This is a genomic window from Geodermatophilus sp. SYSU D00965 (assembly GCF_054050075.1).
In genome coordinates this window covers 46,867-70,930 of the sequence record NZ_JBJGYQ010000027.1, presented here as the reverse complement: position 1 = coordinate 70,930, position 24,064 = coordinate 46,867, and the positions used below count along the sequence as shown (strand labels likewise).

Annotated in this window: 23 protein-coding genes and 1 pseudogene; 10 read left to right on the top strand and 14 right to left on the bottom strand. The window is 75.3% G+C overall.

The window, feature by feature from the left end; all coding sequences use genetic code 11:
• Positions 1 to 170: 170 nt before the first annotated feature.
• The 4 genes from ACI789_RS21610 to ACI789_RS21595 all read left to right on the top strand — a co-directional run bounded on the left by ACI789_RS21610 (position 171) and on the right by ACI789_RS21595 (position 3,473).
• Positions 171 to 998, top strand: a complete 828-nt coding sequence (locus ACI789_RS21610) for an IclR family transcriptional regulator domain-containing protein (RefSeq protein WP_457011481.1) — start codon at positions 171 to 173, stop codon at positions 996 to 998.
• Positions 999 to 1,049: 51 nt separating this feature from the next.
• Entirely contained in the window at positions 1,050 to 1,766 is a 717-nt protein-coding gene (locus ACI789_RS21605; protein ID WP_457011480.1) for a Clp protease N-terminal domain-containing protein, read from the top strand.
• Positions 1,767 to 1,836: 70 nt separating this feature from the next.
• Positions 1,837 to 3,078, top strand: a complete 1,242-nt coding sequence (locus tag ACI789_RS21600; protein ID WP_457011478.1) for an acyl-CoA dehydrogenase family protein — start codon at positions 1,837 to 1,839, stop codon at positions 3,076 to 3,078.
• Positions 3,075 to 3,473 (top strand): ester cyclase, encoded by a 399-nt coding sequence (locus ACI789_RS21595; protein ID WP_457011477.1) that lies wholly within the window; start codon positions 3,075 to 3,077, stop codon positions 3,471 to 3,473. Before ACI789_RS21600 ends, ACI789_RS21595 begins: the two co-directional genes overlap by 4 nt.
• 6 nt (positions 3,474 to 3,479) lie before the next feature.
• On the opposite strand, the gene ACI789_RS21590 is transcribed toward ACI789_RS21595, so the two are convergent.
• The 3 genes from ACI789_RS21590 to ACI789_RS21580 all read right to left on the bottom strand — a co-directional run bounded on the left by ACI789_RS21590 (position 3,480) and on the right by ACI789_RS21580 (position 6,835).
• Entirely contained in the window at positions 3,480 to 4,772 is a 1,293-nt protein-coding gene (locus ACI789_RS21590; RefSeq protein WP_457011475.1) for an MFS transporter, read from the bottom strand.
• Between the two features lie 117 nt (positions 4,773 to 4,889).
• On the bottom strand, positions 4,890 to 5,654 hold the full coding sequence (locus ACI789_RS21585) for a crotonase/enoyl-CoA hydratase family protein (protein WP_457011474.1): 765 nt from the start codon (positions 5,652 to 5,654) through the stop codon (positions 4,890 to 4,892).
• Between the two features lie 26 nt (positions 5,655 to 5,680).
• Positions 5,681 to 6,835, bottom strand: a complete 1,155-nt coding sequence (locus tag ACI789_RS21580) for a CaiB/BaiF CoA transferase family protein (RefSeq protein ID WP_457011473.1) — start codon at positions 6,833 to 6,835, stop codon at positions 5,681 to 5,683.
• A 54-nt stretch (positions 6,836 to 6,889) separates the two neighbouring features.
• On the opposite strand from ACI789_RS21580, the gene ACI789_RS21575 reads away from it, so the two are divergent.
• Positions 6,890 to 7,360 carry a MaoC family dehydratase gene (locus ACI789_RS21575; protein WP_457011472.1) on the top strand — a complete coding sequence of 157 codons (471 nt, stop codon included), beginning with the start codon at positions 6,890 to 6,892 and terminating at the stop codon, positions 7,358 to 7,360.
• A 4-nt stretch (positions 7,361 to 7,364) separates the two neighbouring features.
• On the opposite strand, the gene ACI789_RS21570 is transcribed toward ACI789_RS21575, so the two are convergent.
• The 5 genes from ACI789_RS21570 to icmF all read right to left on the bottom strand — a co-directional run bounded on the left by ACI789_RS21570 (position 7,365) and on the right by icmF (position 13,178).
• On the bottom strand, positions 7,365 to 7,610 hold the full coding sequence (locus ACI789_RS21570) for a hypothetical protein (protein ID WP_457011470.1): 246 nt from the start codon (positions 7,608 to 7,610) through the stop codon (positions 7,365 to 7,367).
• Between the two features lie 61 nt (positions 7,611 to 7,671).
• Positions 7,672 to 8,802 (bottom strand): serine hydrolase domain-containing protein, encoded by a 1,131-nt coding sequence (locus ACI789_RS21565; RefSeq protein WP_457011469.1) that lies wholly within the window; start codon positions 8,800 to 8,802, stop codon positions 7,672 to 7,674.
• 81 nt (positions 8,803 to 8,883) lie between these two features.
• Positions 8,884 to 9,078 carry a hypothetical protein gene (locus ACI789_RS21560; RefSeq protein WP_457011468.1) on the bottom strand — a complete coding sequence of 65 codons (195 nt, stop codon included), beginning with the start codon at positions 9,076 to 9,078 and terminating at the stop codon, positions 8,884 to 8,886.
• Between the two features lie 58 nt (positions 9,079 to 9,136).
• Positions 9,137 to 9,940, bottom strand: coding sequence for a helical backbone metal receptor (locus tag ACI789_RS21555; protein WP_457011467.1), 804 nt, complete (start codon positions 9,938 to 9,940; stop codon positions 9,137 to 9,139).
• Complete coding sequence (icmF, locus tag ACI789_RS21550) at positions 9,933 to 13,178, bottom strand: fused isobutyryl-CoA mutase/GTPase IcmF (RefSeq protein ID WP_457011465.1); 3,246 nt, start codon at positions 13,176 to 13,178, stop codon at positions 9,933 to 9,935. Before icmF ends, ACI789_RS21555 begins: the two co-directional genes overlap by 8 nt.
• 161 nt (positions 13,179 to 13,339) lie before the next feature.
• On the opposite strand from icmF, the gene ACI789_RS21545 reads away from it, so the two are divergent.
• Complete coding sequence (locus ACI789_RS21545; RefSeq protein WP_457011464.1) at positions 13,340 to 14,332, top strand: NAD(P)H-dependent flavin oxidoreductase; 993 nt, start codon at positions 13,340 to 13,342, stop codon at positions 14,330 to 14,332.
• Here ACI789_RS21545 and ACI789_RS21540 read toward each other — a convergent pair.
• Together ACI789_RS21540 and ACI789_RS21535 are read right to left on the bottom strand one after the other, a co-directional pair.
• Positions 14,295 to 15,446, bottom strand: a complete 1,152-nt coding sequence (locus ACI789_RS21540; protein ID WP_457011463.1) for an acyl-CoA dehydrogenase family protein — start codon at positions 15,444 to 15,446, stop codon at positions 14,295 to 14,297. The genes ACI789_RS21545 and ACI789_RS21540 overlap by 38 nt on opposite strands.
• Before the next feature lie 14 nt (positions 15,447 to 15,460).
• Entirely contained in the window at positions 15,461 to 16,000 is a 540-nt protein-coding gene (locus ACI789_RS21535) for an N-acetyltransferase family protein (RefSeq protein WP_457011462.1), read from the bottom strand.
• 62 nt (positions 16,001 to 16,062) lie between these two features.
• Here ACI789_RS21535 and ACI789_RS21530 point away from each other — a divergent pair, with 62 nt between their 5' ends.
• A complete protein-coding gene (locus ACI789_RS21530; RefSeq protein ID WP_457011461.1) occupies positions 16,063 to 17,748 on the top strand; it encodes a ribonuclease J in 1,686 nt (561 codons plus the stop codon).
• Between the two features lie 3 nt (positions 17,749 to 17,751).
• On the opposite strand, the gene ACI789_RS21525 is transcribed toward ACI789_RS21530, so the two are convergent.
• Positions 17,752 to 18,210 (bottom strand): GNAT family N-acetyltransferase, encoded by a 459-nt coding sequence (locus ACI789_RS21525; protein WP_457011460.1) that lies wholly within the window; start codon positions 18,208 to 18,210, stop codon positions 17,752 to 17,754.
• A gap of 48 nt (positions 18,211 to 18,258) precedes the next feature.
• Here ACI789_RS21525 and ACI789_RS21520 point away from each other — a divergent pair, with 48 nt between their 5' ends.
• Entirely contained in the window at positions 18,259 to 18,765 is a 507-nt protein-coding gene (locus tag ACI789_RS21520; protein ID WP_457011459.1) for a TVP38/TMEM64 family protein, read from the top strand.
• A gap of 335 nt (positions 18,766 to 19,100) precedes the next feature.
• On the opposite strand, the pseudogene ACI789_RS21515 reads toward ACI789_RS21520, so the two are convergent.
• Positions 19,101 to 19,622: pseudogene (locus ACI789_RS21515) on the bottom strand (alpha/beta hydrolase family protein); the annotation flags it as partial.
• 117 nt (positions 19,623 to 19,739) lie between these two features.
• On the opposite strand from ACI789_RS21515, the gene ACI789_RS21510 reads away from it, so the two are divergent.
• Both ACI789_RS21510 and ACI789_RS21505 read left to right on the top strand, forming a co-directional pair.
• On the top strand, positions 19,740 to 19,862 hold the full coding sequence (locus ACI789_RS21510; RefSeq protein WP_457011458.1) for a hypothetical protein: 123 nt from the start codon (positions 19,740 to 19,742) through the stop codon (positions 19,860 to 19,862).
• Between the two features lie 837 nt (positions 19,863 to 20,699).
• Positions 20,700 to 21,641, top strand: coding sequence for an HNH endonuclease signature motif containing protein (locus ACI789_RS21505; RefSeq protein WP_457011457.1), 942 nt, complete (start codon positions 20,700 to 20,702; stop codon positions 21,639 to 21,641).
• Positions 21,642 to 21,719: 78 nt separating this feature from the next.
• Here ACI789_RS21505 and ACI789_RS21500 read toward each other — a convergent pair whose 3' ends face one another.
• On the bottom strand, positions 21,720 to 22,964 hold the full coding sequence (locus tag ACI789_RS21500) for an MFS transporter (RefSeq protein ID WP_457011456.1): 1,245 nt from the start codon (positions 22,962 to 22,964) through the stop codon (positions 21,720 to 21,722).
• A 126-nt stretch (positions 22,965 to 23,090) separates the two neighbouring features.
• On the bottom strand, positions 23,091 to 24,011 hold the full coding sequence (locus ACI789_RS21495; RefSeq protein ID WP_457011455.1) for a LysR family transcriptional regulator: 921 nt from the start codon (positions 24,009 to 24,011) through the stop codon (positions 23,091 to 23,093).
• Positions 24,012 to 24,064 lie beyond the last annotated feature (53 nt).

Genomic DNA, 24,064 nt, shown 5'->3' with positions numbered 1-24,064 from the left:
CCACACCCCACGCGACACCACGCGCCCCGCCGCCCCGCGCCCCCCCCCCCCCCCCCCCCCCCCCCCCCCCCCCCCCCCCCCCCCCCCCCCCCCCCCCCCCCCCCCCCCCCCCCCCCCCGCCGCCGTAGGCGTGGACATCGGCGATCTCGCCGGAGACAGGGGGACACACGATGGCGGGGCGAGGTACCGGGCCGGACTTCGTCGAGGCACTGGCCCGGGGGCTCGACGTCCTGGCCTGCTTCGACGCCGACCACCGCAGCATGACCCTGTCCGAGGTGGCGACGGCGGCCGGCCTGGCCCGCCCGACCGCGCGCCGGCTGCTGCTCACCCTGGAGGAGCTGGGCTTCGTCCGGTCGGCGGGCAACGCCTTCGCGCTGACCCCGCGGGTGCTCGCACTGGGCATGGCCTACGTGGGCGCGCTCGGGCTCTGGGACATCGCCCGCCCGCACCTGGAGGCGCTGGTCGCCGCCACCGGGGAGTCGTCGTCGATGACCCAGCTCGACGGGTCCGACGTCGTCTACGTCGCCCGGGTGTCGGTGCCCAAGCTGATCGCGCTGCGGGTGGAGATCGGCACCCGCTTCCCCGCCCGGCAGACCTCCCAGGGCAAGGTGCTGCTGGCGGCCCTCTCCCCCGCCGAGCTGGACGCCGCCCTGGCCCAGCCGAGCCGCTCGGGCCTGCCGCCCTTCATCGGGCGGGACGACGACCGGCTGCGCGAGGAGCTGACCGAGGTGCGGGCGCGCGGCTGGGCGCTGGCCGACGAGGAGCTCGCGCCGGGGGTGCGGTCGGTCGCCGTCCCGGTGCGCGACGGGTCCGGCGCGGTGCGGGCGGCCATGAACGTCACCGTGCACGCCGCGGAGACCTCGGCCGAGCACCTGCTCACCGCGCACCTCCCCCGCCTGCTGCGCACCGCGGGCGACGTGAGCGCGGAGTGGGCGCTGTGGCAGTCGCGCCCGCACCTCGACACCGTCCGCCCCGCGACGGACGAGGCCACCGCATAGCCGTGTCAACCTCGGGTTGACGGAGCCATGGTGTCAACCTACGGTTGACGCATGACGCCTCCCGTGCCGCTCCGGTCGACCGTCCGCCTCGACGACCTCATCGCGGCCATCCAGCGGGCCGACGACGACGTCCTCCGGCAGCTGACCAGCGCCGTCGTCCTCGCCGACCACATCGGCGAGGTCGCCGACTCGCTGATCGGCCACTTCGTCGACCGGGCCCGCCGGTCGGGCGCCTCCTGGTCGGACATCGGCCGCAGCATGGGCGTCACCCGGCAGGCGGTCCAGAAGCGCTTCGGAAGCCCGCAGCCGGGCCGGCCCTCCGCGATCGACCCGGACGAGGGCTTCGGCCGGTACACCGACCGGGCCCGCAACGCCGTCGTGACGGCCCAGAACGAGGCCCGCGCGGCCGGCAGCCCCGAGATCGGCCCGGCCCACCTCGTCCTGGGGCTGCTGGCCGACCGCGACAGCGCCGCGACCGGGGTGCTGCTGGCGGAGGGCCGCACGGCCGACGCGGTGCGGGCCGCCGCGGCCGCTGCGTTCCCCCCGCCGGCCGCGGAGGTGCCCGACTTCGTGCCCTTCGACGCCGCCGCGCAGCAGGCGCTCGAGCGGACCTTCGCCGTCGCCGAGCGGCGGGGGGACGACGCGATCGACGCCGAGCACCTGCTGCTCGCCCTGCTCGAGGTCGAGGACGGCTCCGGGCTGCTGAGCGGCCTGGGCCTCACCGCGGACGGCGTCGAGAGGGCGCTCCCGGCCTCGTCGGAGGGGTGATCGCGCGGGCCGGCCCGGGAGTCCCTACGGTCGCAGGAGGAGCGTCCGCCCGGCCCGACTGGAGGTCCCGATGACCGCGTACGACCTGGCCGCCCCCTCGGCCCGCGCCCGGGAGCTGTACGACCTCATGCTCGCGTTCATGCGGGAGGAGGTGCTGCCCGCGGAGGCGGAGTACCACGCCCACCGCCGCGCGGCCGGGCCCGACGGCCACGAGGTGCCGCCGGTGGTCGAGGAGCTCAAGCGCAGGGCCCGCGAGCGGGGGCTGTGGAACCTGTTCCTGCCCGCGGAGTCCGGGCTCACCCAGCTCGAGTACGCGCCGATCGCCGAGCTGTCGGGCTGGAGCCTCGACCTGGCCCCGGAGGCGATCAACTGCGCCGCCCCCGACACCGGCAACATGGAACTGCTGCACCTGCTGGGCACCGAGCAGCAGAAGAAGGAGTGGCTCGAGCCGCTGCTGAACGGCGAGATCCGCTCGGCGTTCGCGATGACCGAGCCCGACGTGGCCAGCAGCGACGCGACCAACATCGGCACCCGCGTCGTGCGCGACGGCGACGAGTACGTGATCAACGGCCGCAAGTGGTGGACCAGCGGCGCGATGGACGCGCGCTGCGCGCTGTTCATCCTCATGGGCAAGACCGACCCGGAGGCGCCGCCGCACCGGCAGCAGACGATGGTGATCGTGCCGCGGGACACCCCGGGCGTCACCGTCGTCCGCGACTACCCGGTGATGGGCCACCACGACCAGCACGGGCACGCGCAGGTGCGGTTCGCCGACGTGCGGGTGCCGGTGACCAACGTGGTCGGCGAGGAGGGCGGCGGGTTCGCCGCGGCCCAGGCGCGGCTGGGCCCCGGCCGGATCCACCACTGCATGCGGGCCCTCGGCGCGGCCGAGCGGGCGCTGGCCCTGCTGGTGCAGCGCGCCCAGGAGCGGGTGGCGTTCGGCGGACCCCTGGCCGACCAGGGCGTCGTCCAGCAGCAGGTCGCCGAGTCCCGGCTGGAGATCGAGCAGGCCCGGCTGCTGTGCCACCTCGCCTGCCAGGTCATCGACACCGACGGCAACAAGGCGGCCCGCAACCTGGTCGCCATGGCCAAGGTCGCCGTCCCCCGGGCGGCCACCCGGGTGATCGACCGGGCGATCCAGGTGCACGGCGGGGCCGGCATCACCGACGTGACGCCGCTGGCGCAGATGTACGCCTGGCACCGGGCCATGCGGCTGTTCGACGGCCCGGACGAGGTGCACCTGCGGTCGGTGGCCCGCGCGGAGTTGCGTCGCGAGCCGGTGCTGCCCCCCGGCCGGGTGGTCGTCGAGTGACGGAGGACCCCTCACCCGCGCCGCAGCAGGCGGCGACGTCGATCGTGCGGCGCTACTGGGACGGGCTGTGGAACCGGCGCGACCTCGGCGTCATCGACGAGCTGATCGGCGAGCCCTACGTCCGGCACTCCTCGGCCGGCACGCGGTCGCTGCGGCGCGCCGACTTCAAGCGCGAGGTCAGCTCCTCCTGGCAGCTGCTGCACGACGCGGCGACCACCGTCGACGACCAGGTGACCGCCGGCGACCGGGTGTGGACCCGCGCCACCACGACTGGGGTCAACATCGACACCGGGGAGACGTCGGTGGTCACCTGGCTGGTGGTGCACCGGGTGGCCGACGGCCGGATCGTGGAGTCCTGGAGCGCCACGATCCCCGGCGTCGACTGGCGCGGCTGACCGACCTCAGCCCAGGTCGCGCAGGCGGGTGGCCGCGGCCACCCGCCTGCGGCTGACCAGCGCGAACAGCAGCACGAAGAGGAGCACGCCGACGCCCATCCCGGCGAGGGTGACCCGCAGGCCGGCGACGTCGGCGAGCAGCCCGAGCGGCAGCGCGGCGATGCCGAAGGCGCCGAAGCTGAGCATGATCAGCCCCTGCACGCGCCCGTGGTACTCCATGTCGGACAGCGCGAGCAGCTGCGACTGGTTGGTCGTCTGGAACGCCAGCATCGCCCCGCCCAGCAGGAGCAGGACGACGACGGCGACGTAGGCGTTCGGCGCGACCGCGAGCCCGACGATGGCCAGCCCGAACAACGCCCCGGACAGAGCGAACACCCGGGTCTCCCCGGTCCGCGAGGAGCGCCGGCCGAGCAGCAGCCCGCCGGTGACCCCGCCGACCGCCGACGTCGCCGACAGGACGCCGTAGCCGACCGAGCCCAGCCCGAACAGGTCGCTGGAGATGGTCGGCATGAACGCCAGGTAGGGCATCCCGCACATCGTCACGCCGATGCCGCACCAGGTCAGCGCGGACAGCTCGGGGTGCCGGCGGACGTAGCGCACGCCGTCGGCGAGCTCGCCCAGCGGCGAGCGGTCCGGCGGCTCGCCGCGCCGGCGCCCCGGGGGCAGCGCGCCGGTGAGCAGGACGCCGAGCGTGGCGAGCAGCGCGCTGGCCAGGAAGATCGCCTCGGTCCCCCAGGCCACCGCGCCGATGACCACGCCGGCCAGCGCCGGGCCGACGACCCGGCTGACCTCGGTGTTGACCAGCAGCAGCGACACCGCCTGCGGCACCGACCCGCGGGGCACCAGCTCGGCGAGGAAGGCCATGCGCGCCGGGTTGAACAGCGCGAAGCCCACGGCCTGCAGCACGCCGGCGCCCAGCAGCATCCAGTAGGCGATGACGTCGAAGAGGACCGCCAGGCCGATCCAGGCGCTGGAGGTCGCCAGCAGCAGGACCGAGATCTGCAGCACCAGGCGCTTCGGGAGCCGGTCGGCCGCCACCCCGCCCCACGGGGTGGCCACCAGCAGGGCGACGCCGAAGGAGAGCAGCACCCCGCCCAGCGCGGCGTTGGAGCCGGTGAGCTCGAAGGCCAGCCAGCTGCGGGCGATGGCCTGGGCCATGACGCCGATGAACACCGCCGCGGCGTTGAGGTAGAGCACCAGGAAGCCGCCGATGCGCAGGATGGCGAGGGCACCGAGGGGTGGCGACGCCGCCGTCCGTGCGGGGACGGTCCCGGTGTCCGGCGTCGTCTCCGCGCTCATGGCCCCCCTCGATCGGCGCGCCGGGCCCCCCGCCGCGCGACTGCTCCGGATCGGTCTACCACCCGGTACCCGCCGTACCCGGGCGGACTCCCGGCAGGCGGAGGACGACCGATCGGCTCAGCGACCGCGCCAGACCGGCGGGCGCTTCTCGGCGAAGGCCGCGGCGCCCTCGCGGGCGTCCTCGCTGGTGGACACCGATCCGGCGATCTCGTCCTGCCGCGCCCAGCCCTCGTCGCTGGTCCAGTCGGTGCTGCCGCGGGCCACCTGCTTGGTCGCGGCCACCGCGAGGGGCCCGTTCGCCGCGATCGTGGCGGCCAGCGCCAGGGCCCCGTCGAGCGCCCCGCCCTCCGGGGTCAGCCGGTTGACCAGCCCGACCGCCGCGGCCCGGGCGGCGTCGATGGGCTGCCCGGTCAGCAGCATCTCCAGCGCCACGTTGAACGGCACCCGCCGGGGCAGCTGCAGCGCCGCACCCCCGGCCGCGACCAGCGAGCGGGTGACCTCGGGGACGCCGAAGCGCGCGGTCTCCGCGGCCACCACGAGGTCGCAGGCGAGCAGCAGCTCGAAGCCCCCGGCCAGCGCCCAGCCCTCGACCGCGCCGATGAGCGGCTTGCGCGGCGGGGTCCGGGTGATGCCGCACAGCCCGCGGCCCTCGATCGCGGGGGTCTCCCCGCGGAGGAACGCCTTGAGGTCCATGCCGGCCGAGAAGGTGCCCCCGGCGCCGGTGAGGACGCCGACCCGCAGGTCGTCGGAGGCGTCGAGCTCGTCGACGGCCGCGGCCACCGCCTCGGCGACGGCCCTTGTCAGCGCGTTCCGCGCCTCGGGCCGGTTGAGGGTGATCACCTGGACCGCGTCGCGCCGCTCGACCAGTACCTCGTCCGCCACCGGACCTCCTCGGGCTCGTCGTGTCGTCAGTCGGCCTGCACGACCGCGCCGGACTCCAGCAGCCGGTCGACCTCGTCCGCGGCGAAGCCCCAGGCCTCCAGCGCGGTCCGGGTGTCCTGCCCGGGTGCCCGCGGGGCGCCGCGGACCGCGCCGGGGGTCCGCGAGAAGCGCGGTGCGGGCGCCGGCTGCGGGGAACCGCCGACGTCGGTGAACGTGCCGCGGGCGGCCAGGTGCGGGTGCGCCGGCGCCTCGGTGAGCCCGAGGACCGGGGTGACGCAGGCGTCGGTGCCCTCGAAGACCGCCGTCCACTCGTCGCGGGTGCGGGTGGCGAACACCTCGGCGATCCGCTCGCGCTGCTCGGGCCACCGCTCGACGTCGTACTGGCCCCCGGGCAGGTCGCCGTCGAAGCCCAGACCGTGCAGGAACTGGGCGTGGAACTGCGGCTCGATCGCGCCGACGGCCACGTGCCGGCCGTCGGCGCAGGCGTAGGTGTCGTAGAAGGGCGCGCCGCCGTCGAGCAGGTTCGCCGCCCGCCGGTCCTGCCACATCCCGGCGCCGAGCATCCCGTAGACCATGGTGACCAGGGCGCTGGCGCCGTCCACCATCGCGGCGTCGACGACCTGTCCCTGGCCGCTGGTGCCCCGCTCGAGCAGCGCGGCGAGGACGCCGACGACGAGGAACATCGCCCCGCCGCCGAAGTCGGCACCGATGTTGAGCGGCGGCACCGGCTTGTCGGCCGGCCCGATGGCGTGCAGCGCTCCGGTGAGGCCGAGGTAGTTGATGTCGTGGCCGGCGCGGGCGGCCAGCGGGCCGTCCTGGCCCCAGCCGGTCATCCGCGCGTAGACCAGCCGCGGGTTGCGGGCGGCGCAGTCGTCGGGGCCGACGCCGAGCCGCTCGGTGACGCCCGGCCGCAGCCCCTCGACGAGCACGTCGGCGGACTCGGCCAGCCGCAGGACGACGTCGCGGCCGGCCGGGGTCTTCAGGTCGACGGCCACCGAGGGGCGGCTGCGGTGCAGCGCCTCCTTGGCCGGGGAGACCAGCTGCGTGCCGCCACCGGGCCGGTCGACCCGGACGACGTCGGCACCCAGCTCGGCCAGCAGCAGGCAGGCGAAGGGGGCGGGGCCCAGCCCGGCCAGCTCGACGACGCGGACGCCCGCGAGCGGGCCGGTGGGAGGCTGCACGACGGTCACGCTAGCAACCTGTGACGAGGGCCACCGGGGGCTACGTTCGTGCAGGTGAGCGACCCCTCCCAGACGGCCGAGCGTTGGTTCGAGGACTACCTGCCCGGGACGACCGCCGAGGTCGGCCGGCTGCGGGTGGAGGAGGCCGACGTCGTCGATTTCGGCCGGCGCTTCGACCCGCAGCCGTTCCACGTCGACGCCGAGGCGGCCGCGGCCGGGCCGTTCGGCGGGCTGATCGCCAGCGGCTGGCACACCTGTGCGCTGATGATGCGGCTGTTCGCCGACGAGTACCTCTCCCCCGTCTCCAGCCTCGGCTCCCCGGGCGTGGACGAGCTGCGCTGGATCGCGCCGGTGCGTCCCGGCGACGAGCTGACCCTGCGGACCACCGTCGAGGAGGCCCGGCGGTCACGGTCCAAGCCCGACCGCGGTCTGGTGCGCACGCGCATCGAGCTGCTCAACCAGGACGGCGTGGTCGCGCTGAGCATGGTCGCGATGAACCTGGTCCGCACCCGGCGCAGCGACTGAGCGGTCACCCGCGGGCCCGCCCGGCGGGGTCGGGCGGGGCGGCCAGGCCCGCGAGGCCGTCGGTGAGCGCGGCGACGAGGTCGGCCGCCTCCTCCGGGCGCAGCTTCACCGTGCCGACGCACGTCTCGTCCCGCCAGACGCTGAGGTTGAGCAGGCCGACCTCGGCGTGGGTGGAGACGCGGACCGCGCGGGTCCGGTCGCGGGCGTCCCACACCCAGCGACCACGGCTCGGCAGGGACAGCACCGTCATCACCACAGGCTCCGGCCCGGCCCCGGCCGCGTCAACGGGGCAGGCCGTGCCAGCCTCACAGTCAGTCGAGGGCGGCGAGGGCCTGCCAGAACTCGACCGGCTCGTCGTCGGGACCGCCGTACAGCCGCTGGGTGAGCAGGACGGCGACCAGGTCGCGGGCCGGGTCGGCCCACGCGCTGGTGCCGGTGCCGCCGTCCCACCCCCACCGGCCGGGCGTCGCCCAGGGGCGGACGGCCTCCACGCAGACGCCGACCTGCAGGCCCCAGCAGTTGCCGGGCCCGAGGAACGCCGCCGCGGCCGACCGCTGCGCGGCGCTGAGGGCGTCGGCGGTCATCGCGGCCACGGCGGCCGCGGGCAGCACCGGGGCGCCGCCGTCGGCCAGCGCGGCGTAGAAGGCCAGCACCTCGGGCGCCGTCGACACCAGCCCGGCGGCCAGGCTCTCGAAGCGCGGCGGCCGGCCGAGGCCGCCGGGCGCGTCGACCTCCTCGAACCCGGTGCCGGTGGGCAGGTAGCAGGTGGCCAGCCGGTCGGGGTCGGGCGTCCAGAAGGCGGTGTCCACGAGCCCGAGGGGTCCGGTCACCCGCTCGGCCAGCAGGTCGGCGACGGATCGGCCGGTGGCCCGGGACAGCAGGACGCCGAGCACGTCGCTGGCCAGGTGGTAGAGCCAGACGTCGCCGGGCTGCGCGGCCAGCGGGAGCTCGCCGAGCCGGCGCAGGTACTCGTCGGGCCCGACCGGCGGCCCCCACGGGCCCGGCCCGATCTGCCGCTCGTCGACGGCGCGGTCCAGCGGGCTGCCGTCCCACAGGCCGCCGAAGCCCGGGGTGCTGGTCAGCAGGTGCCGCACGGTGATCGGCCGCTGCGCGGGCACGGTGTCGGTCAGGGGGCCGGACCGGTCGCGCAGCACGCGGGGGGACGCCAGTTCGGGCAGCCAGCGGTCCACCGGGTCGTCGAGGCCCACGACGCCGTCCTCGACCAGCGCCAGCGTGAGCGCCCCGGCGAACGGCTTGGTCACCGAGGCGAGCCGGAACAGGGTGTCCTCCCGCATCGGCGCCGTCCCCCCGAAGGCGGTGGTGCCGCCGGTGAGCACCTCCGTCCGGCCACGGGAGCGGACGGCGGCGACGAAGCCGGGCAGCCGGCCGCTGTCGACCTGCCGCTGCAGCACGGCGCGGACGGGCGCGAGGTGCGTGCTCATGCCGGTGTCGACCGCCGCCGGCCCCCGTACTCATCGGCTCGCCTCGCACGCGCCGGCCGGCGCCTGAGCACCGCGAGCCGCCTACTGCTGGGCGCGCTGCTCGACGCGGTCGGCGGTCTGGTCGTGTTCGCGGGCGTTGTCCGAGATCGCGCGTGCGCGGCGGCGCATGTGCTCGGGGTCCGGCACGGCGTCGGCGTGGTCGAGCATCTTCTGCTCGACGGCGTGCTCGGCGTCGGCGATCCGGCGATGGGCGTCGGCGAGCCACTGGTCACCCATGACGGAACGGTAGCCGCACCCGGCGGTGCCCGTCCCGGACCCGCGCGCGTCGCGATCGTCAACCGCCGCTGCCGGTGATCGCCGCCACCAGGCGCGCCCGCGCCGGCCCGAGCGACGGGCCGTACCAGGTGAGGTCGCGCCCGGAGACCAGCGCGCAGCGGGTGCCGGGGAAGGCCTCGGGGCCGTCGTCCGCGGTGAAGGCGTACGGCTCGTCGGGCAGGACGACGACGTCGGGGCGGGCGGCCCGGATCTCGGCGACGCCGACCTTCGGGTAGCGGTCGGCCGCCTCGGCGAAGACGTTGACCAGCCCCAGCCGGGCCAGGACGTCGCCGGTGAAGGTCCGAGGGCCCACGACCATCCACGGGTCCCGCCACACCGGGACGGCGACCCGCGGTCCGCTCTCCGGCGGCGGCTGCGCCCACGCCTCGGCGGCCTGCGCCAGCCACCCGGGCTCCCCCACGTCGAGCACCTCGGTGAACAACCGGCGCAGCGAGGTCATCGCCTGGTCGACCGACTCGATGACGGTCACCCACACCGGGACCCCGGCCGCGCGCAGCCGGTCGACGTCCAGCCGCCGGTTCTCCTCCCGGTTGGCGACGACGAGGTCGGGGCGCAGCGCCTCGATCACGGCCCGGTCGGGGTTCTTGGTGCCCCGCACCCGCGCGACGTCCAGGCCGGCGGGGTGGGTGCACCAGTCGGTGGCCCCCACCAGCCGGTCGGGCACGGTCACCGCGAGCGCCTCGGTCAGCGAGGGCACCAGCGAGACCACCCGCCGCGGCGACGCGGGCAGCTCGACCGGCGTCCCCAGGTCGTCCGAGGGGCAGAAACGGCCATCTCTGCCTCTCGGGGCGCCATCAGACATTGCGCCGGTACTGGCCGCCCACCTCGAAGAACGCGTCGGAGATCTGGCCAAGCGAGCAGACCCGGACGGCGTCCATCAGCTCGGCGAAGACGTTGCCGCCCTCCATCGCCACCCGCTGCAGGCGGGCCAGCGCGGCCGGGGCCTCGTCGGCGTGCCGGGCGTGGAAGTCCGCCAGCCGCTGCAGCTGCGACTGCTTCTCCGCCTCGGTGGCGCGGGCCAGCTCCAGCGGCTTGGGCGGGGTCTCGTCGCGGTGCGGGTCGAGGAAGGTGTTGACCCCGACGATCGGCAGGCTGCCGTCGTGCTTGCGGTGCTCGTAGAGCATCGACTCGTCCTGGATCTTGCCGCGCTGGTAGCCGGTCTCCATGGCGCCCAGCACGCCCCCGCGCTCCGCGATCCGGTCGAACTCGGCCAGCACCGCCTCCTCGACCAGGTCGGTGAGCTCGTCGATGACGAACGACCCCTGCAGCGGGTTCTCGTTGCCGGCCAGCCCCCACTCCCGGTCGATGATCATCTGGATGGCCAGGGCCCGGCGGACCGAGTGCTCCGACGGCGTGGTCACCGCCTCGTCGTAGGCGTTGGTGTGCAGGCTGTTGGCGTTGTCGTAGATGGCGCAGAGGGCCTGCAGCGTCGTCCGGATGTCGTTGAAGTCCATCTCCTGGGCGTGCAGCGACCGGCCCGAGGTCTGCACGTGGTACTTCAGCTGCTGCGACCGCGGATTGGCCCCGTAGCGCTCCTTCATCGCGACCGCCCAGATGCGGCGGGCGACCCGGCCGATCACCGAGTACTCGGCGTCCATGCCGTTGGAGAAGAAGAAGCTGAGGTTGGGCGCGAAGTCGTCGATGGCCATGCCGCGCGCGAGGTAGGACTCCACGTAGGTGAAGCCGTTGGCCAGGGTGAAGGCCAACTGGCTGATCGGGTTCGCCCCGGCCTCGGCGATGTGGTAGCCAGAGATCGACACCGAGTAGAAGTTGCGCACCCCGTGCTCGATGAACCACTCCTGGATGTCGGCCATGCACCGCAGCGCGAACTCGGTGGAGAAGATGCAGGTGTTCTGGCCCTGGTCCTCCTTGAGGATGTCGGCCTGCACCGTGCCGCGGACGTTGGCCAGCACCCAGGCGCGGATCTCCTCGGCCTCGGCCGCGTCGGGCTCGCGGCCCTCTTCGGCGCGGAAGGCGGCCAGCCGCTGGTCGATCGCGGTGTTGAGGAACATCGCGAGGATCGTCGGCGCCGGGCCGTTGATGGTCATCGACACCGAGGTCGTCGGCGCGCAGAGGTCGAACCCGGAGTAGAGGACCTGCATGTCGTCCAGGGTCGCGATGGAGACCCCGGAGGTGCCGACCTTGCCGTAGACGTCGGGCCGCGGGTCGGGGTCGCGGCCGTAGAGGGTGACCGAGTCGAACGCCGTCGACAGCCGGGTGGCCTCGCTGCCGGCGGAGAGGAGCTTGAAGCGGCGGTTGGTGCGGAACGCGTCGCCCTCGCCGGCGAACATCCGGGCGGGGGCCTCGCCGGACCGCTTGAAGGGGAACACCCCGGCGGTGAACGGGTAGGACCCGGGCAGGTTCTCCCGCCGCAGGAAGCGCAGCAGGTCGGCCTCGTCGGTCGTCCTGGGCAGCGCGACCCGGCGGACGGCGTTGCCCGACAGCGTCTCCCGGGTGAGCGGCGTGCGGACCTCCCGGCCGCGCACGGAGTAGACGTACTCGTCGCCGGAGTAGGCCTCGACCCGGGCCGGCCACTCCTCCAGCAGCGTGCGCACCTCGGGGCGCAGTTCGGCGTCCGCGGCCTCCAGCAGCTCCCGCACCCGGCCGCCGGCCGGGTCGTCGCCCAGCAGGTCGGCGGTGTCGCGCAGCGACTGCCGGCGGCGGACGACGGTGGCCTGCTGCTCGGTCGTCGCGTGGTGGGCGCGCACGGCCTCGGCGATCTCGGCCAGGTAGCGCGACCGCTGCGCCGGCACGACCGAGGTCAGCCCGGACGACGCCCTGACGTCGACCCGCGGCAGCACCCCGGCGCCGACCGGCAGCCCCTTGCCCGCGAGCAGCCCGAGCAGGTGCTGGTAGAGCGCGGTGACGCCGTCGTCGTTGAACCGGGCGGCGCTGGTGCCGAAGACCGGCATCTGCTCCCACGGCTGCCCGAAGGCCTCGCGGTTGCGCACCATCTGGCGGGCCACGTCGCGGCGGGCGTCCTCGGCGCCGCGCCGCTCGTACTTGTTGATCGCCACCGCGTCGGCGAAGTCGAGCATGTCGATCTTCTCCAGCTGCGAGGCGGCGCCGAACTCCGGCGTCATCACGTACAGGGCGACGTCGGCGAACGGCACGATGCCGGCGTCGCCCTGGCCGATGCCCGGGGTCTCCACGACCACCAGGTCGAAGCCGGCCGCCTTCACCGCGCACAGCACGTCGTCGAGGTGTTCGGGGGTCTCCGCGCCGGCCGACCGGGTGGCCAGCGAGCGGAAGAAGGTGTGCGACCCGTCGCCGGTGTCGAGCGCGTTCATCCGGATCCGGTCGCCGAGCAGCGCCCCTCCCCCGCGCCGCCGGGTCGGGTCGATCGCCAGGACGGCGATCCGCAGCTTGTCCTCCTGGTCCAGCCGCAGCCGGCGCAGCAGCTCGTCGGTGAGCGAGGACTTGCCCGAGCCGCCGGTGCCGGTGATGCCCAGGACCGGCACCGTCCGCCCGGCCGCGGCCTCCCGCACCCGCGCGGCCAGCTCGGGGTCGCGCCCGGTCTCGAGCACGGTGATCGCCCGGGCCAGCGCCGCCGGTGACCCGGTGAGCAGCGCGTCGACGTCGGGCCCCTCGGCGGCCAGGTCGACGTCGCAGGCGCGGACGAGCTCGTTGACCATCCCGGGCAGGCCCAGGCGCTGGCCGTCGTCCGGGCTGAAGATGCGCACCCCCTGCTCGGCGAGCAGCGCGATCTCCTCGGAGACGATCACGCCGCCGCCTCCACCGAAGACCTGCACGTGCCCGGCGCCGGACGCGGCCAGCCGCTCCCTCAGGTAGGTGAAGTACTCGACGTGGCCGCCCTGGTAGGAGGAGATGGCCACGCCCTGCACGTCCTCCTCCAGCGCCGCCCGGACGACGCTGTCGACGCTGCGGTCGTGGCCGAGGTGGACGACCTCCGCGCCCTGGCTCTGCAGCAGCCGGCGCATCACGTTGATCGCCGCGTCGTGCCCGTCGAAGAGGCTGGCCGCGGTCACGAACCGGACCGGGTGGGCGGGGACGTGCAGGTCGGACGGCGTGCCGGGCATGCCACTCCCAGGGCTGCGGCCGGCGTCGTCGCCGGGCCGAGATAGTTGGACGTCCTAGTATCTCCGGTGAGGCGAGCCTGTGTCCACCGCCGACCAAGGGCTCTGGACGGCGTCCCCGGGGGGCGGCACGGTCGGGTCCCGGCGCGGTACGAGGAGGCGCCATGGTCACCACCCGGTTCACCGAGCTCACCGGCTGCTCCGTCCCGGTCCAGCAGGCCCCGATGGGGCAGGTGGCGGGGCCGGCGCTGGTCGCCGCGGTGGGCGAGGCGGGCGCCGTCGGGACGCTGGGTGCGCTCGGCATGACGGCCGCCCAGGTGGTGTCCGCGGTGGAGGCGACGCGGGCGCGCACCTCCGGCGTCCTCGCGGTCAACCTGCCCACCGAGGACGTCGACGAGGACGCCGTGGTCGCCGCCGCCGAGCGGGTCCGGCTGGTCGACTTCTCCTGGCTGACGCCGCGCCGGCGGCTGGTGGAGCTGGCGCACTCCGCCGGGGCGCTGGTCGGCTGGCAGGTCGGCTCGCCGGAGGAGGCGCGCGCCGCGGAGGACGCCGGCTGCGACCTGGTGACCGCGCAGGGCATCGAGGCCGGCGGCCACGTCCGCGGCACCCAGCCGCTGGACGTGCTGCTCGACGAGGTGCTGGCCGCCGTGCGCATCCCGGTCCTGGCGGCCGGGGGCATCGCGTCGGGCCGTGCCCTCGCCGCCGTGCTCGCCGCCGGGGCGGACGGCGCCCGGATCGGCACCCTCTTCATCGCCACCGAGGAGTCGGCGGCCCACCGCAGCTACAAGCGCGCGGTGCTCGCGGCCGGCCCCGACTCGACCGTGATCACCGGCGCGTTCGCCGTGGAGTGCCCGGTGTGCGCGACGAGCCCCCGTGCCCGGGTGCTGCGCGCCGCCGTCGACCGGCTCGGCGTCTTCGAGGGGGACGTCGTGGGCACGGTGCGCCGGGGCGGTGAGGACGTGCCCCTCCCCCGCGGGGCGGGCCTGCCGCCGGTGGCGGCGGTCTCCGGCACGGTCGACGCGATGGCGCTCTACGCCGGCACGGGCGTGGACGAGGTGACCTCGGTGCGGCCTGCCGGCGAGGTGGTCGCCGAGCTCGCCGCCGCCGCCGACCGGGCGCTCAGATCCGGTGCCGGGCGATCCACTGCGCGGCGATGACGGTGCGCTGGATCTCGTTGGTGCCCTCGCCCAGGATCATCAGCGGCGCGTCGCGGAAGTAGCGCTCGACGTCGAACTCCTTCGAGAAGCCGTAGCCGCCGTGCACCCGCATGGCGTCCAGGGCCACCTGCATCGCCGCCTCGGAGGCGAACAGCTTGGCCATGCCGGCCTCCATGTCGGCGCGCGCGCCGCCGTCGAGCCGCTCGGCGGCGTCGGCGGTGAGCAGGCGGGCGGCGGCCACCCGGGTGGCCATGTCGGCGATCAGGTTGCCCACCGACTGGTGCTGCCAGATGGGCTTGCCGAACGACTCCCGCTGCTGCGCGTACCGGGTGGCCGAGTCGAGCGCGGCCTGCGCGACGCCGACCGCGCGGGCGGCGACCTGGACCCGGCCCACCTCCAGGCCGCGCATCATCTGCGCCCAGCCCGCGCCCGGCTCCCCGCCCAGGACGGCGTCCGCGGGCACCCGCATGCCGTCGAACACCAGCTCGCAGGCCTCCACGCCGCGGTAGCCCAGCTTGGGGATCTTCGGGCCGACCGTCAGCCCGTCGCCGGGCTCCACCAGCAGCACCCCCATGCCGGTGTGCGGCGGGTCGGCCTCGGGGTCGGTGCGGCACAGCAGCCCGATCAGGCCGGCGTGCTGGGCGTTGGAGATCCACGTCTTGGTGCCGGTGACCCGCCAGCCCGCGCCGTCCCGGACGGCGGTGGTGCGCATCGCCTGCAGGTCGCTGCCGCCGCCGGGCTCGGTCAGCGCCATCGTCGCCCGCAGCGAGCCGTCGGCCATCCGCGGCAGGTACGCCGCCCGCTGCTGGTCGGTGCCGAAGGTGCGGAGCAGGTGGGCGATCACCGAGTGCCCGCCGATCGCGCCGGCCAGGCTCATCCACCCGCGCGCCAGCTCCTCGGTGACCCGGGCGAAGCAGGCGGCGCTGACGTCGAGGCCGCCGTGCTCCTCCGGCACCAGCAGGCCGAAGCAGCCGAGGGCCTTCATCTCCTCGACGAACTCCTCGGGGTAGCGGTCCTCGGCCTCGAACTCGGCGACCCGCGGGCGCACCCGCTCGTCGACGAACCGGGCGGTGAGCGCCACCATCTGCTGCTCGTCGTCGGTCAGCGTCGGCATGCCCCGAGGCTGCCTCAGCGGGGCGGTTCCGGCGCGCCGTCGTCGTCGGTCGCGTCGCCGAGCGGGCGCTGGCACCAGGCGACGTCGTGCCAGCGGCCCAGCTTCCAGCCGACCCGGCGGTAGGTGCCCGACGGCGCGAAGCCCAGCGCGCGGTGCAGGGCGACGCTGGGCTCGTTGGGCAGCACGATGCCGGCCAGTGCCGTCCGGTAGCCGCGGGCGGCGAGCCGGTCGAACAGCGCGGTGTAGAGCGCCCGCCCGGCCCCGGGTCGGCGGCGGTCGCGCTCGGTGTAGACGCTGACCGACGTCGACCAGCGGTAGGCCGCGCGGGTCATGAACGGCCCGCCGTAGGCGTAGCCGGCCACCCGGCCGGCGTCCTCCAGCACCACCCAGGCGTGCGTGCCGACGGCGGCCGCGATCCGCGCGGCCATCTCGCCGGCGTCCGGCGGCTCGGTCTCGAAGGAGATCGCGGTGTCGCAGACGTAGGGCCGGTAGACCTCGGCGCACCCGGCGGCGTCCGCCTGCGTCGCGTCCCTGACCAGCCAGCCCTCCGCCACGGGCCCATCCAACCGGGCCGCCCGTGCAGGGGTCCGCCGGGGGACCGCCGTAGCGTTGAGGCATGAGCCACACGCACCCGGACCTCCGCACTCCCCCGCCGTTGCCGGACGGCGGCCTGCGGGTGGTGGCCCTCGGCGGCCTGGGCGAGATCGGCCGCAACATGACCGTCTTCGAGCACGCCGGCCGGCTGCTCGTCGTCGACTGCGGCGTGCTGTTCCCCGAGGAGCACCAGCCGGGGGTCGACGTGATCCTCCCGGACTTCACCTCGATCCGGGACCGCATGGACGACGTCGAGGCGATCGTGCTCACCCACGGCCACGAGGACCACATCGGCGGGGTGCCCTACCTGCTGCGCGAGCGGCGCGACATCCCGCTGGTCGGCTCGAGGCTCACGCTGGCCTTCGTCGACGCCAAGCTCAAGGAGCACCGGATCCGGCCGGTGACCCGCCAGGTCGGCGAGGGCGACCGGTTGTCCTTCGGCCCGTTCGACTGCGAGTTCGTGGCGGTGAACCACTCGATCCCCGACGCGCTCGCCGTGGCGATCCGCACCGCTGCCGGCATGGTGCTGCACACCGGCGACTTCAAGATGGACCAGTTCCCCCTCGACCGGCGGATCACCGACCTGCGCGCGTTCGCCCGGCTCGGCGAGGAGGGGGTGTCGCTGTTCCTCACCGACTCGACCAACGCCGAGGTCCCCGGGTTCACCACGTCCGAGGGCGAGCTGGTGCCGGCGATCGAGACGGTGTTCCGGACCGCGCCCAAGCGGGTCATCGTGTCCAGCTTCGCCAGCCACGTGCACCGCATCCAGCAGATCCTCGACGTCGCGCACGCGCACGGCCGCAAGGTGGCGTTCGTGGGCCGCTCGATGGTCCGCAACATGGGCATCGCCCGCGACCTGGGCTACCTGACGGTGCCGCCCGGCCTGCTGGTGGACATGAGGGAGCTGGAGAAGCTCCCCGCCGACCAGGTGTGCCTGATCTGCACCGGGTCGCAGGGCGAGCCGATGGCGGCGCTGTCGCGGATGGCCAACCGCGACCACGTCATCCGCATCACGGAGGGCGACACCGTGCTGCTGGCCAGCTCGCTCATCCCGGGCAACGAGAACGCCGTCTACCGGGTGATCAACGAGCTCACCCGCTGGGGCGCGAACGTCGTGCACAAGGGCAACGCCAAGGTGCACGTCTCCGGCCACGCCAGCGCCGGCGAGCTCGCCTACTGCTACAACGTCGTCCGGCCGCGCAACGTGATGCCGGTGCACGGCGAGTGGCGGCACCTGCGGGCCAACGGCGACATCGCCGTCAAGACCGGGGTCCACCCGCGCGGCGTCGTCCTCGCCGAGGACGGCGTGGTGGTGGACCTGGTCGACAACAAGGTGCGGATCACCGGGAAGGTCCCCGCGGGCAACGTCTACGTCGACGGGACGACGGTCGGCGAGGCCACCGAGGCGCACCTGCGCGACCGCCGCACCCTGGCCCAGGAGGGCGTGATCACCGTGGTGGCGATCGTGGACGCCGACACCGGCCGGCTGGCCGAGGAGCCGGACTTCCTCGCCCGCGGCTTCGTGCACGACGAGGCGACGTTCGAGACGGCCATCCCGGTGATCGAGAAGGCGTTGGCCAAGGCGGCCGAGGAGGGCGTCGGCGGCGCGGTGCAGCTGGAGCAGCTGATCGCCCGCGCGGTCTCCGGCTGGGCGGACAAGACCTACCGGCGCCGGCCGATGATCATCCCGATCGTCGTCGACGCGTGAGCCTCAGCCGGCATGCCGGTAGGTGGTGACCCAGAGCCCGGGCGCGACCTCCCGGTCCCCGGTCGGGGTGAAGCCGAGCCGCTCGTAGAGCGCCCGGGCGGGGGTGTTGGCCCGGCCGGTGGCCACGACGACGGGACGCCCGCCGGCTCGGTCGAGGACCGCCTCCACCAGCGCCGTCCCGATCCCCTGCCGGGCGGCGGCGGGGCGCACGACCAGCCGCTCGACGTCGACGAGTGCGCGGTCCTCGGTCCAGGCGACCGCGCCGGCCGGCCGCCCGTCGGCGTCGAGCGCGGCCAGCCAGGTGAGGCCGGCGCCGCGGAGGCCGGCGAGGTCCTCCCGCAGCGGCGGGATCCGGTCGTCGCCGATCAGCCCGGCCTCGACGGCGTAGGCGGCGGCCTGGACGGCGAGCAGGTCCCGGGCGAGGCCCTCGTCGGCGGCGGGGTCGACCGGCTCGATGCGCACGGCGGCGAGCCTGCCAGCGGATGGCGCCGGCTCGTCGTCCTGGGGCTGGTGCTGGCCGGGGCCGTCGTCCTGGCGCTGACCGTCGAGCGGCCCGGGGTCCCGGCGCTGCGCAGCTGGCTGCACGACGCGGGCCCGGCCGGGTGGGCCGCCGTCGTCCTGGCCTGCGCCGGCGCGCTGATGACGCCGGTGCCGCGGACGGCGCTGTCGGTGCTGCTGGGTGCCGCAGCCGGCTTCCCGGCCGGGCTGGCGGTGGCCATCGCCGCCGGGTGGCTCGGGGGCATGGGCGGGTTCGCGGTGGCGCGCTCCCTGGGCCGGGACGCCGTCGCGCGGATCGCCGGACGGCGGCTCGCGCGAGCCGACCGGCTGTTCCGCTCCCGCGGCTTCCTCGCCGTGCTCGTCGCGCGCATGAGCCCGGTGCCGTTCTGGGTGGTCAGCTACGCGGCCGGGCTGTCCAGCGTGCGGTGGTGGCCGCACGCGCTGGGCACCGCGGCCGGGGTGGTGCCGGGGGCGGTGCTGCAGGTCGGCCTCGGGGCCTCGGTGCTGGGCTGGCTGTAGTCGCTGGCTCGGGTCAGGTGGCGGGCGAGGAACGCGTGCACGTCGGCGAGCAGCCGCGGGTGGTGGGCGGCGCGGTCGAAGCCCGGTGGATCGACGGACGGCGGCAGCGACGGGCTCACCAGGTGCGGCGGGAACGGGCTGAGGAAGGAGAAGTGCCCGGCGCCCGGGACGGCGGTGTGCTGCACGGCCGCGCGGTCGGGGACCCCGTCGAGGACCAGCTGGGCCTGCCAGGCCGGCGTGTGGGGGTCGACGGTGCCGGTGAGCACGCGGATCGGCACGCGGACGTCGGTGAGCGCGCCGGGCGTGCCGAACCACGGGGTGGCCGGGTTGAGCAGGACGAGGGCGCGCACCCTGTCGTCGGCCTCGACCGGGACGGGCGCCGGCTGCCGGTCGGCGGTCTCGTGCGGGAACGCCGCCGGCCGCGCGCCGGCCACCGCGAGCGCGGTGTAGCCACCGAGGGAGTGGCCGACCACGGCGACGGCAGCGGTCACCGGGTGGTGCCGGCCGACCTCGTCGATGACCGCGCGGACGTGGCTGGGCCGGTTGCGCAGGATCTCGGCGGTGCCGGCGAGGTCGTTGCAGTCGCGGTTGTTGCGCGGGTGCTCGGGGAGCGCGACGACGAACCCGTTGCGGGCCAGGTGTGCGGCGAGCTCGCGGTGGAGGAACGGGCTGGAGCCGGTGCCGTGCGAGACGACGACCAGGGGAGCGGGCTGGGGGCGGACCGGCGCGTCCGGGATCGCGGAGACGGGGTACCGGTCGCCGAGCAGGACCTCGCGCGCCTCGCCGTCCGCCGGGTGGAGCAGCCAGGTCGGGAACGTCTCCCCCGTCCGCTCGTCCCGCACCTCGAGCACCCGCATCCCTGCCGCCCACGTCACCCGCTCTTCATAACGGGTCGGTAACGGTTGCGTGACTCGAGACCCATCCGTGCCGTTGTGGGGAGAAGGTGAACAACAGGTGAACGAGAGGTGGCTGAAGTGCGTACGGATTGCCCGCAGTGTCGTTGGGTCTTCGTGGTGGACGGCTCCGGCCGCCGGCACATGGAGATGCGCTGGACCGCGCCGACACCGACGACCCAGTCGGTGCACCGCGCCGCCTGACCCACGAGACGCGAACAGCCCGTCCGGACGTCGTCCGGACGGGCTGTTCGCGTTCGAGGGCTACGCGGCCAGGTGGGCGAGGAACTGCCGCAGCGCCCGGCCGGCCCGGCGGTGAGCCCGCGACGACGGTCCACGCGTGGTCCGGTCTCGGACGGCGTCGGAAGTGTCGTACCGCAGGTCAGGATGGGGTCGTGCTCGACACCCAGCCGCCGCGACCCCCGGAGTGCGGGGCGCCCGTCGACGTGCGGCCGGGCCATCTGGGCGGCCCGGGCAGCGAGCTGGAGCACGTGGCCGACATCTGGGCCGCCGACGCCCTCGCCGCCCGCGCCGCCGCGGAGCTGGCCGTCTGGATCGCCTCGCTGGCCCGCCGGCGGCGGATCGACCGGCAGCACGCCGACGCCGAGGTCGGCCCGGCCAGGCGCCCGGGCCGGGACACCCTCGACCGGCGCCCGCCGTGCCTGGCCGACGTGTCGGAGACCTTCGTGCCCGAGCTGGCGCTCATCCGCGGCTGCACCGAGGCCGAGGCCGCCGTCCTGGCGGTGGAGTCCCTGGTGCTCGTCGAGCGGCTGCCCGAGGCGTGGAGCGCGCTCTACGCCGGCCGCATCGACCGCCGCCGCGCGGCGGTGCTGGCCGACCTGCTCGGCGAGGTCACCCCCGAGGTGGCCGCCCGGGTGCTGGCGGTCGTGCTGCCCGGCGCCGGCGCGCGCACCGCCCCGGCGCTGCGCGAGCGCACCCGCCGGGTACTCGCCCGCATCGACGCCGACGCCCTCGACCGCCGCCGCAGGGCCGCCGCCGCCCGCGCGCAGGTCCGCGTCCAGGCCGTCGACGAGGGGCTGAGTGCCTTCGTGGCCGAGATGCCCACGCCCGCCGCGCACGCCTTGCGCCGACGCCGTCGCCGGCTACGCCGACCTGCTGCGCGCCGCCGGCGACGACCGCCCCATCGGGGTGCTGCGCGCGCAGGTCGCCCGGGACCTGATCCTGCGGCCCTGGGACACCACCCGCCCGCCGGTCACCGCGCAGCTGACCATCCACGCCGCCCTGTCTGCCCTCGACCCCGCCGCCGCGCACCAGCCCGCCGCCGAGATCAACGGCGCGGTGGTCACCGCCGCCCAGTGCCGGGAACTGCTGGCCCAGCTGGACATGCTCGGCCTGCGCCCCGCCCCCCGCGGGGGCGGCGTCACCGTGGCCGTGCACGATCCGGCCGGCGGCGCGCTGCTGGCCGTGGCCACCCGCGCCCAGCTGGCCCGCGCCGCCGGCGCCACCCGCCGGAGGAGACGCCAGCGGGGCCGATCGCGTCGAGGAGTCGACACGGCGACAAGCCAACGAAGCGACTCCGCGACACCTCGACCAGCCGACACGGCGACCGGCGGCACGGCGACCGGAGCCCCGCCCGACGGGCCCGGGCTGCGGCCGCCCCCACCGACGTCCCGTTACCGGCCCACCGCCGCCCAGCGCCGCTTCATCCGCGCCCGCGACCGCCGCCGCCGCTGGCCCGGCTGCCGCCGATCCCCGGCCCGCCACGACCTCGACCACGTCCGCCCGCACGCCGACGGCGGCCCCACCGCCTGCACCAACCTGTGCTGCCTGTGCCGCACCCACCACCGGATCAAGACCTTCGCCCGGCACTGGCACGTCGACCTGCTCGCCGACGGCCGGCTGCTCGTGCGCACCCCCACCGGCCTGACCCGGATCAGCAGCCCACCCGGCCACTCCCCCGACCCCGAACCCGACCCACCCTGGCTCGACGAGACGCACCCACCCGACCCCGAAGCCGGCTGAGCCCGCAGACGCGAACCGGCCGGCCGCACCCCTCGGGGAAGGGGCGCGGCCGGCCGGGGAGACCGAAGCCGGGAGGAGTCAGTGGGCGAGCGCCGGATCGGCCGCCGCGGACGGCCGGGCCAGCCGGACACCGACCGCCGCGACCACGGCGAGGGCGCCGATCACCACGAGCGCCGACCCCAACCCGCTGATCGCACCGCTGAGCCCGAGCACCACGAGCGGGCAGACGAACTGGCCGATGAACATCGCCGAGGTCCAGACGCCGGTACCGCGGCCGCGCTGCTCGAAGCTCAGCGACCCGAGCGCCCAGCTGAGCATCGCGGGCAGCAGCAGCCCGTTGCCGAACCCGGTGACCACGGCGCACACCACCACCATCGGCACCGAGCCCGCGAGGCCGAGCCCGACGAGCCCCACCCCGGAGAGGGCGAAGGCCGCCGGCACGGTGACGGCGGGGCCGAGGCGGGCGGCCCGGGCGAACAGGAACCCGCCGACCGCCGTCCCCAGCGAGGCGATGGCGCTGACCGCGCCGATGGTCCCGGTGGACTCCACGCCGATGCCGTCGAGGACGAACGACAGCTCGACGATGAGGACGTAGAAGACCAGGCCACCGAAGAGGGTGACCCCGACGGGGCCGGCCAGCTGCCGCCACGGCATCGGCGGCAGCTTCTCGGTCCGCGCGACCGGCGTCGGCTGCCACACGTACTTCGCGGCGAGCACCGCCAGGGGCAGGCTGACCGCGTACAGCCAGAATGGCGTCCGCCAGTCCTGGGCGCCCAGGGCGCCGCCGAGACCGAAGAAGACGGTGGCCGCGACGGTGGTGAACACGACCTGCAGGCCGAAGTAGCGCTCCCGCTGCGAGCCGTGGAAGTAGTCCCCGAGCAGCGTGGTGCAGCAGGTCATGATCGCCGCCTCGGTCAGCCCGACGAGCACGCGGCTGGCCACGATCAGCTGCAGCGAGTCCAGCCACAGCGGCGCGGTGCCGGCGATCGCGTAGACGACCAGGGCGCCGACCAGCAGGCGCTTGCGGCCCACCCGGTCCACGATCCGGCCGGCCACCATCGCGGTCAGGCCGATGACCAGCGCCGGCGCGGTGAGCACGATCGGGGTCAGGGCCTCCACGCCCGGGGTGCCGGCGAAGGCGTCCTGGATGCGGGGCAGCACGGGGGCCAGCAGCACCGACCCCAGCACGCCGAGACAGCTGGACAGCAGCAGGACCAGCGCCTGCGGCCGGCCGGCCGGTCGCCCCGTGGTGGGGTCGACGGCGACCTCGCCGGCCAGCGACTCCGCTCCGGGCGCAGGCGAGTTGAGGACACGTTCCGACACGGGGCTCCTCCGAGAGGGCGGGGTGCCGGCCCGGTGACCGGCATCACTGGCGCAGGAGTGTGCGGACGCCGGCCTGCATCAGGGAACGGCGAAGTCCTGATGCGCACTATCAGCGAGATTGATGCCTCACTCGACCGGGTCGGTCGCCTGGTGCGCCGCCCGCAGCACCAGGTCGCGGAAGAACATGTGCTCCGGGTCGCCGTCGTACAGCGGGTGCCACCACATCGCCTCCAGCAGCGGCCCGACCTCGAACGGCGGAGCCAGCGCCCGGATCCCGGCGTCCAGCGGCAGCAACCGGACGAGCCGCTCCTGCAGCAGCGCGATCCGGTCGCTGCCGGCCACCAGCCCCGGCACGGTCAGGAAGCTCTCGGTCACCACCTGGACCCTCGGCTCGATGCCCAGCATCCGCATCTGCCGTGCGGCCGGGGTGGACGCCGTCGGCCCGTGGTAGGTGGCCACCCACGGCATCGTCTGCAGCTGCTCGACGGTGAGCGACTCCCCCACCTCGGCGTTGTCGGAGGAGACGACGAGCACCCATCGGTCGCGGTGCAGGTCGGCGTACGGCAGGTCCGAGAGGAAGCCGCGCGGCAGCACCATCAGGTCGGTGTTGAGCAACGTCTGGTGGGCCTGGTCGACCGCGTCCGGGGTGTTGTGCGCCAGCCGCAGCCGGGCCCCCGGCGCCTCCTCCTCCAGCAGCTGGGCCAGCGTGTCGCCGAGGACGGCGCAGCTGTAGTCGCTGATCAGCACCGAGAACTCCCGGGTGGACTCGGCCGGGTCGAAGTCCGGCTGCGCGGTGAACACCCGCTCCACGCCGTCCAGCGCCAGCCGCACCCGCGGCCTGAGCTGCGCGGCCAGCGGCGTGAGCCGGTAGCTGTTGCCCACCCGCGACAGCAGCTCGTCGCCGAAGTGCCGACGCAACCGGGCCAGGGACGCCGACAGCGCGGGCTGGCTGAGCCCCAGCTGCTGCGCCGCCCGCGTGACGCTGCGCTGGCCGAGCAGCGCGTCCAGCGACACCAGCAGGTTGAGGTCGAGGTTGGCCAGGTTCACGGTCGCGCAGCCTATAGACGCCATCGATGACCGGCATCACCCTTTCGGTCTTC

What these genes read in the sequence shown, in the direction of transcription:
- ACI789_RS21560 (WP_457011468.1), bottom strand. Translation starts at nt 9,078, where the DNA reads ATGGGTGACCAGTGGCTCGCCGACGCCCATCGCCGGATCGCCGACGCC.
- ACI789_RS21610 (WP_457011481.1), top strand. Translation starts at nt 171, where the DNA reads ATGGCGGGGCGAGGTACCGGGCCGGACTTCGTCGAGGCACTGGCCCGG.
- ACI789_RS21555 (WP_457011467.1), bottom strand. Translation starts at nt 9,940, where the DNA reads ATGTCTGATGGCGCCCCGAGAGGCAGAGATGGCCGTTTCTGCCCCTCG.
- ACI789_RS21545 (WP_457011464.1), top strand. Translation starts at nt 13,340, where the DNA reads ATGGTCACCACCCGGTTCACCGAGCTCACCGGCTGCTCCGTCCCGGTC.
- ACI789_RS21540 (WP_457011463.1), bottom strand. Translation starts at nt 15,446, where the DNA reads ATGCCGACGCTGACCGACGACGAGCAGCAGATGGTGGCGCTCACCGCC.
- ACI789_RS21530 (WP_457011461.1), top strand. Translation starts at nt 16,063, where the DNA reads ATGAGCCACACGCACCCGGACCTCCGCACTCCCCCGCCGTTGCCGGAC.
- icmF (WP_457011465.1), bottom strand. Translation starts at nt 13,178, where the DNA reads ATGCCCGGCACGCCGTCCGACCTGCACGTCCCCGCCCACCCGGTCCGG.
- ACI789_RS21565 (WP_457011469.1), bottom strand. Translation starts at nt 8,802, where the DNA reads ATGAGCACGCACCTCGCGCCCGTCCGCGCCGTGCTGCAGCGGCAGGTC.
- ACI789_RS21570 (WP_457011470.1), bottom strand. Translation starts at nt 7,610, where the DNA reads ATGACGGTGCTGTCCCTGCCGAGCCGTGGTCGCTGGGTGTGGGACGCC.
- ACI789_RS21600 (WP_457011478.1), top strand. Translation starts at nt 1,837, where the DNA reads ATGACCGCGTACGACCTGGCCGCCCCCTCGGCCCGCGCCCGGGAGCTG.
- ACI789_RS21590 (WP_457011475.1), bottom strand. Translation starts at nt 4,772, where the DNA reads ATGAGCGCGGAGACGACGCCGGACACCGGGACCGTCCCCGCACGGACG.
- ACI789_RS21605 (WP_457011480.1), top strand. Translation starts at nt 1,050, where the DNA reads ATGACGCCTCCCGTGCCGCTCCGGTCGACCGTCCGCCTCGACGACCTC.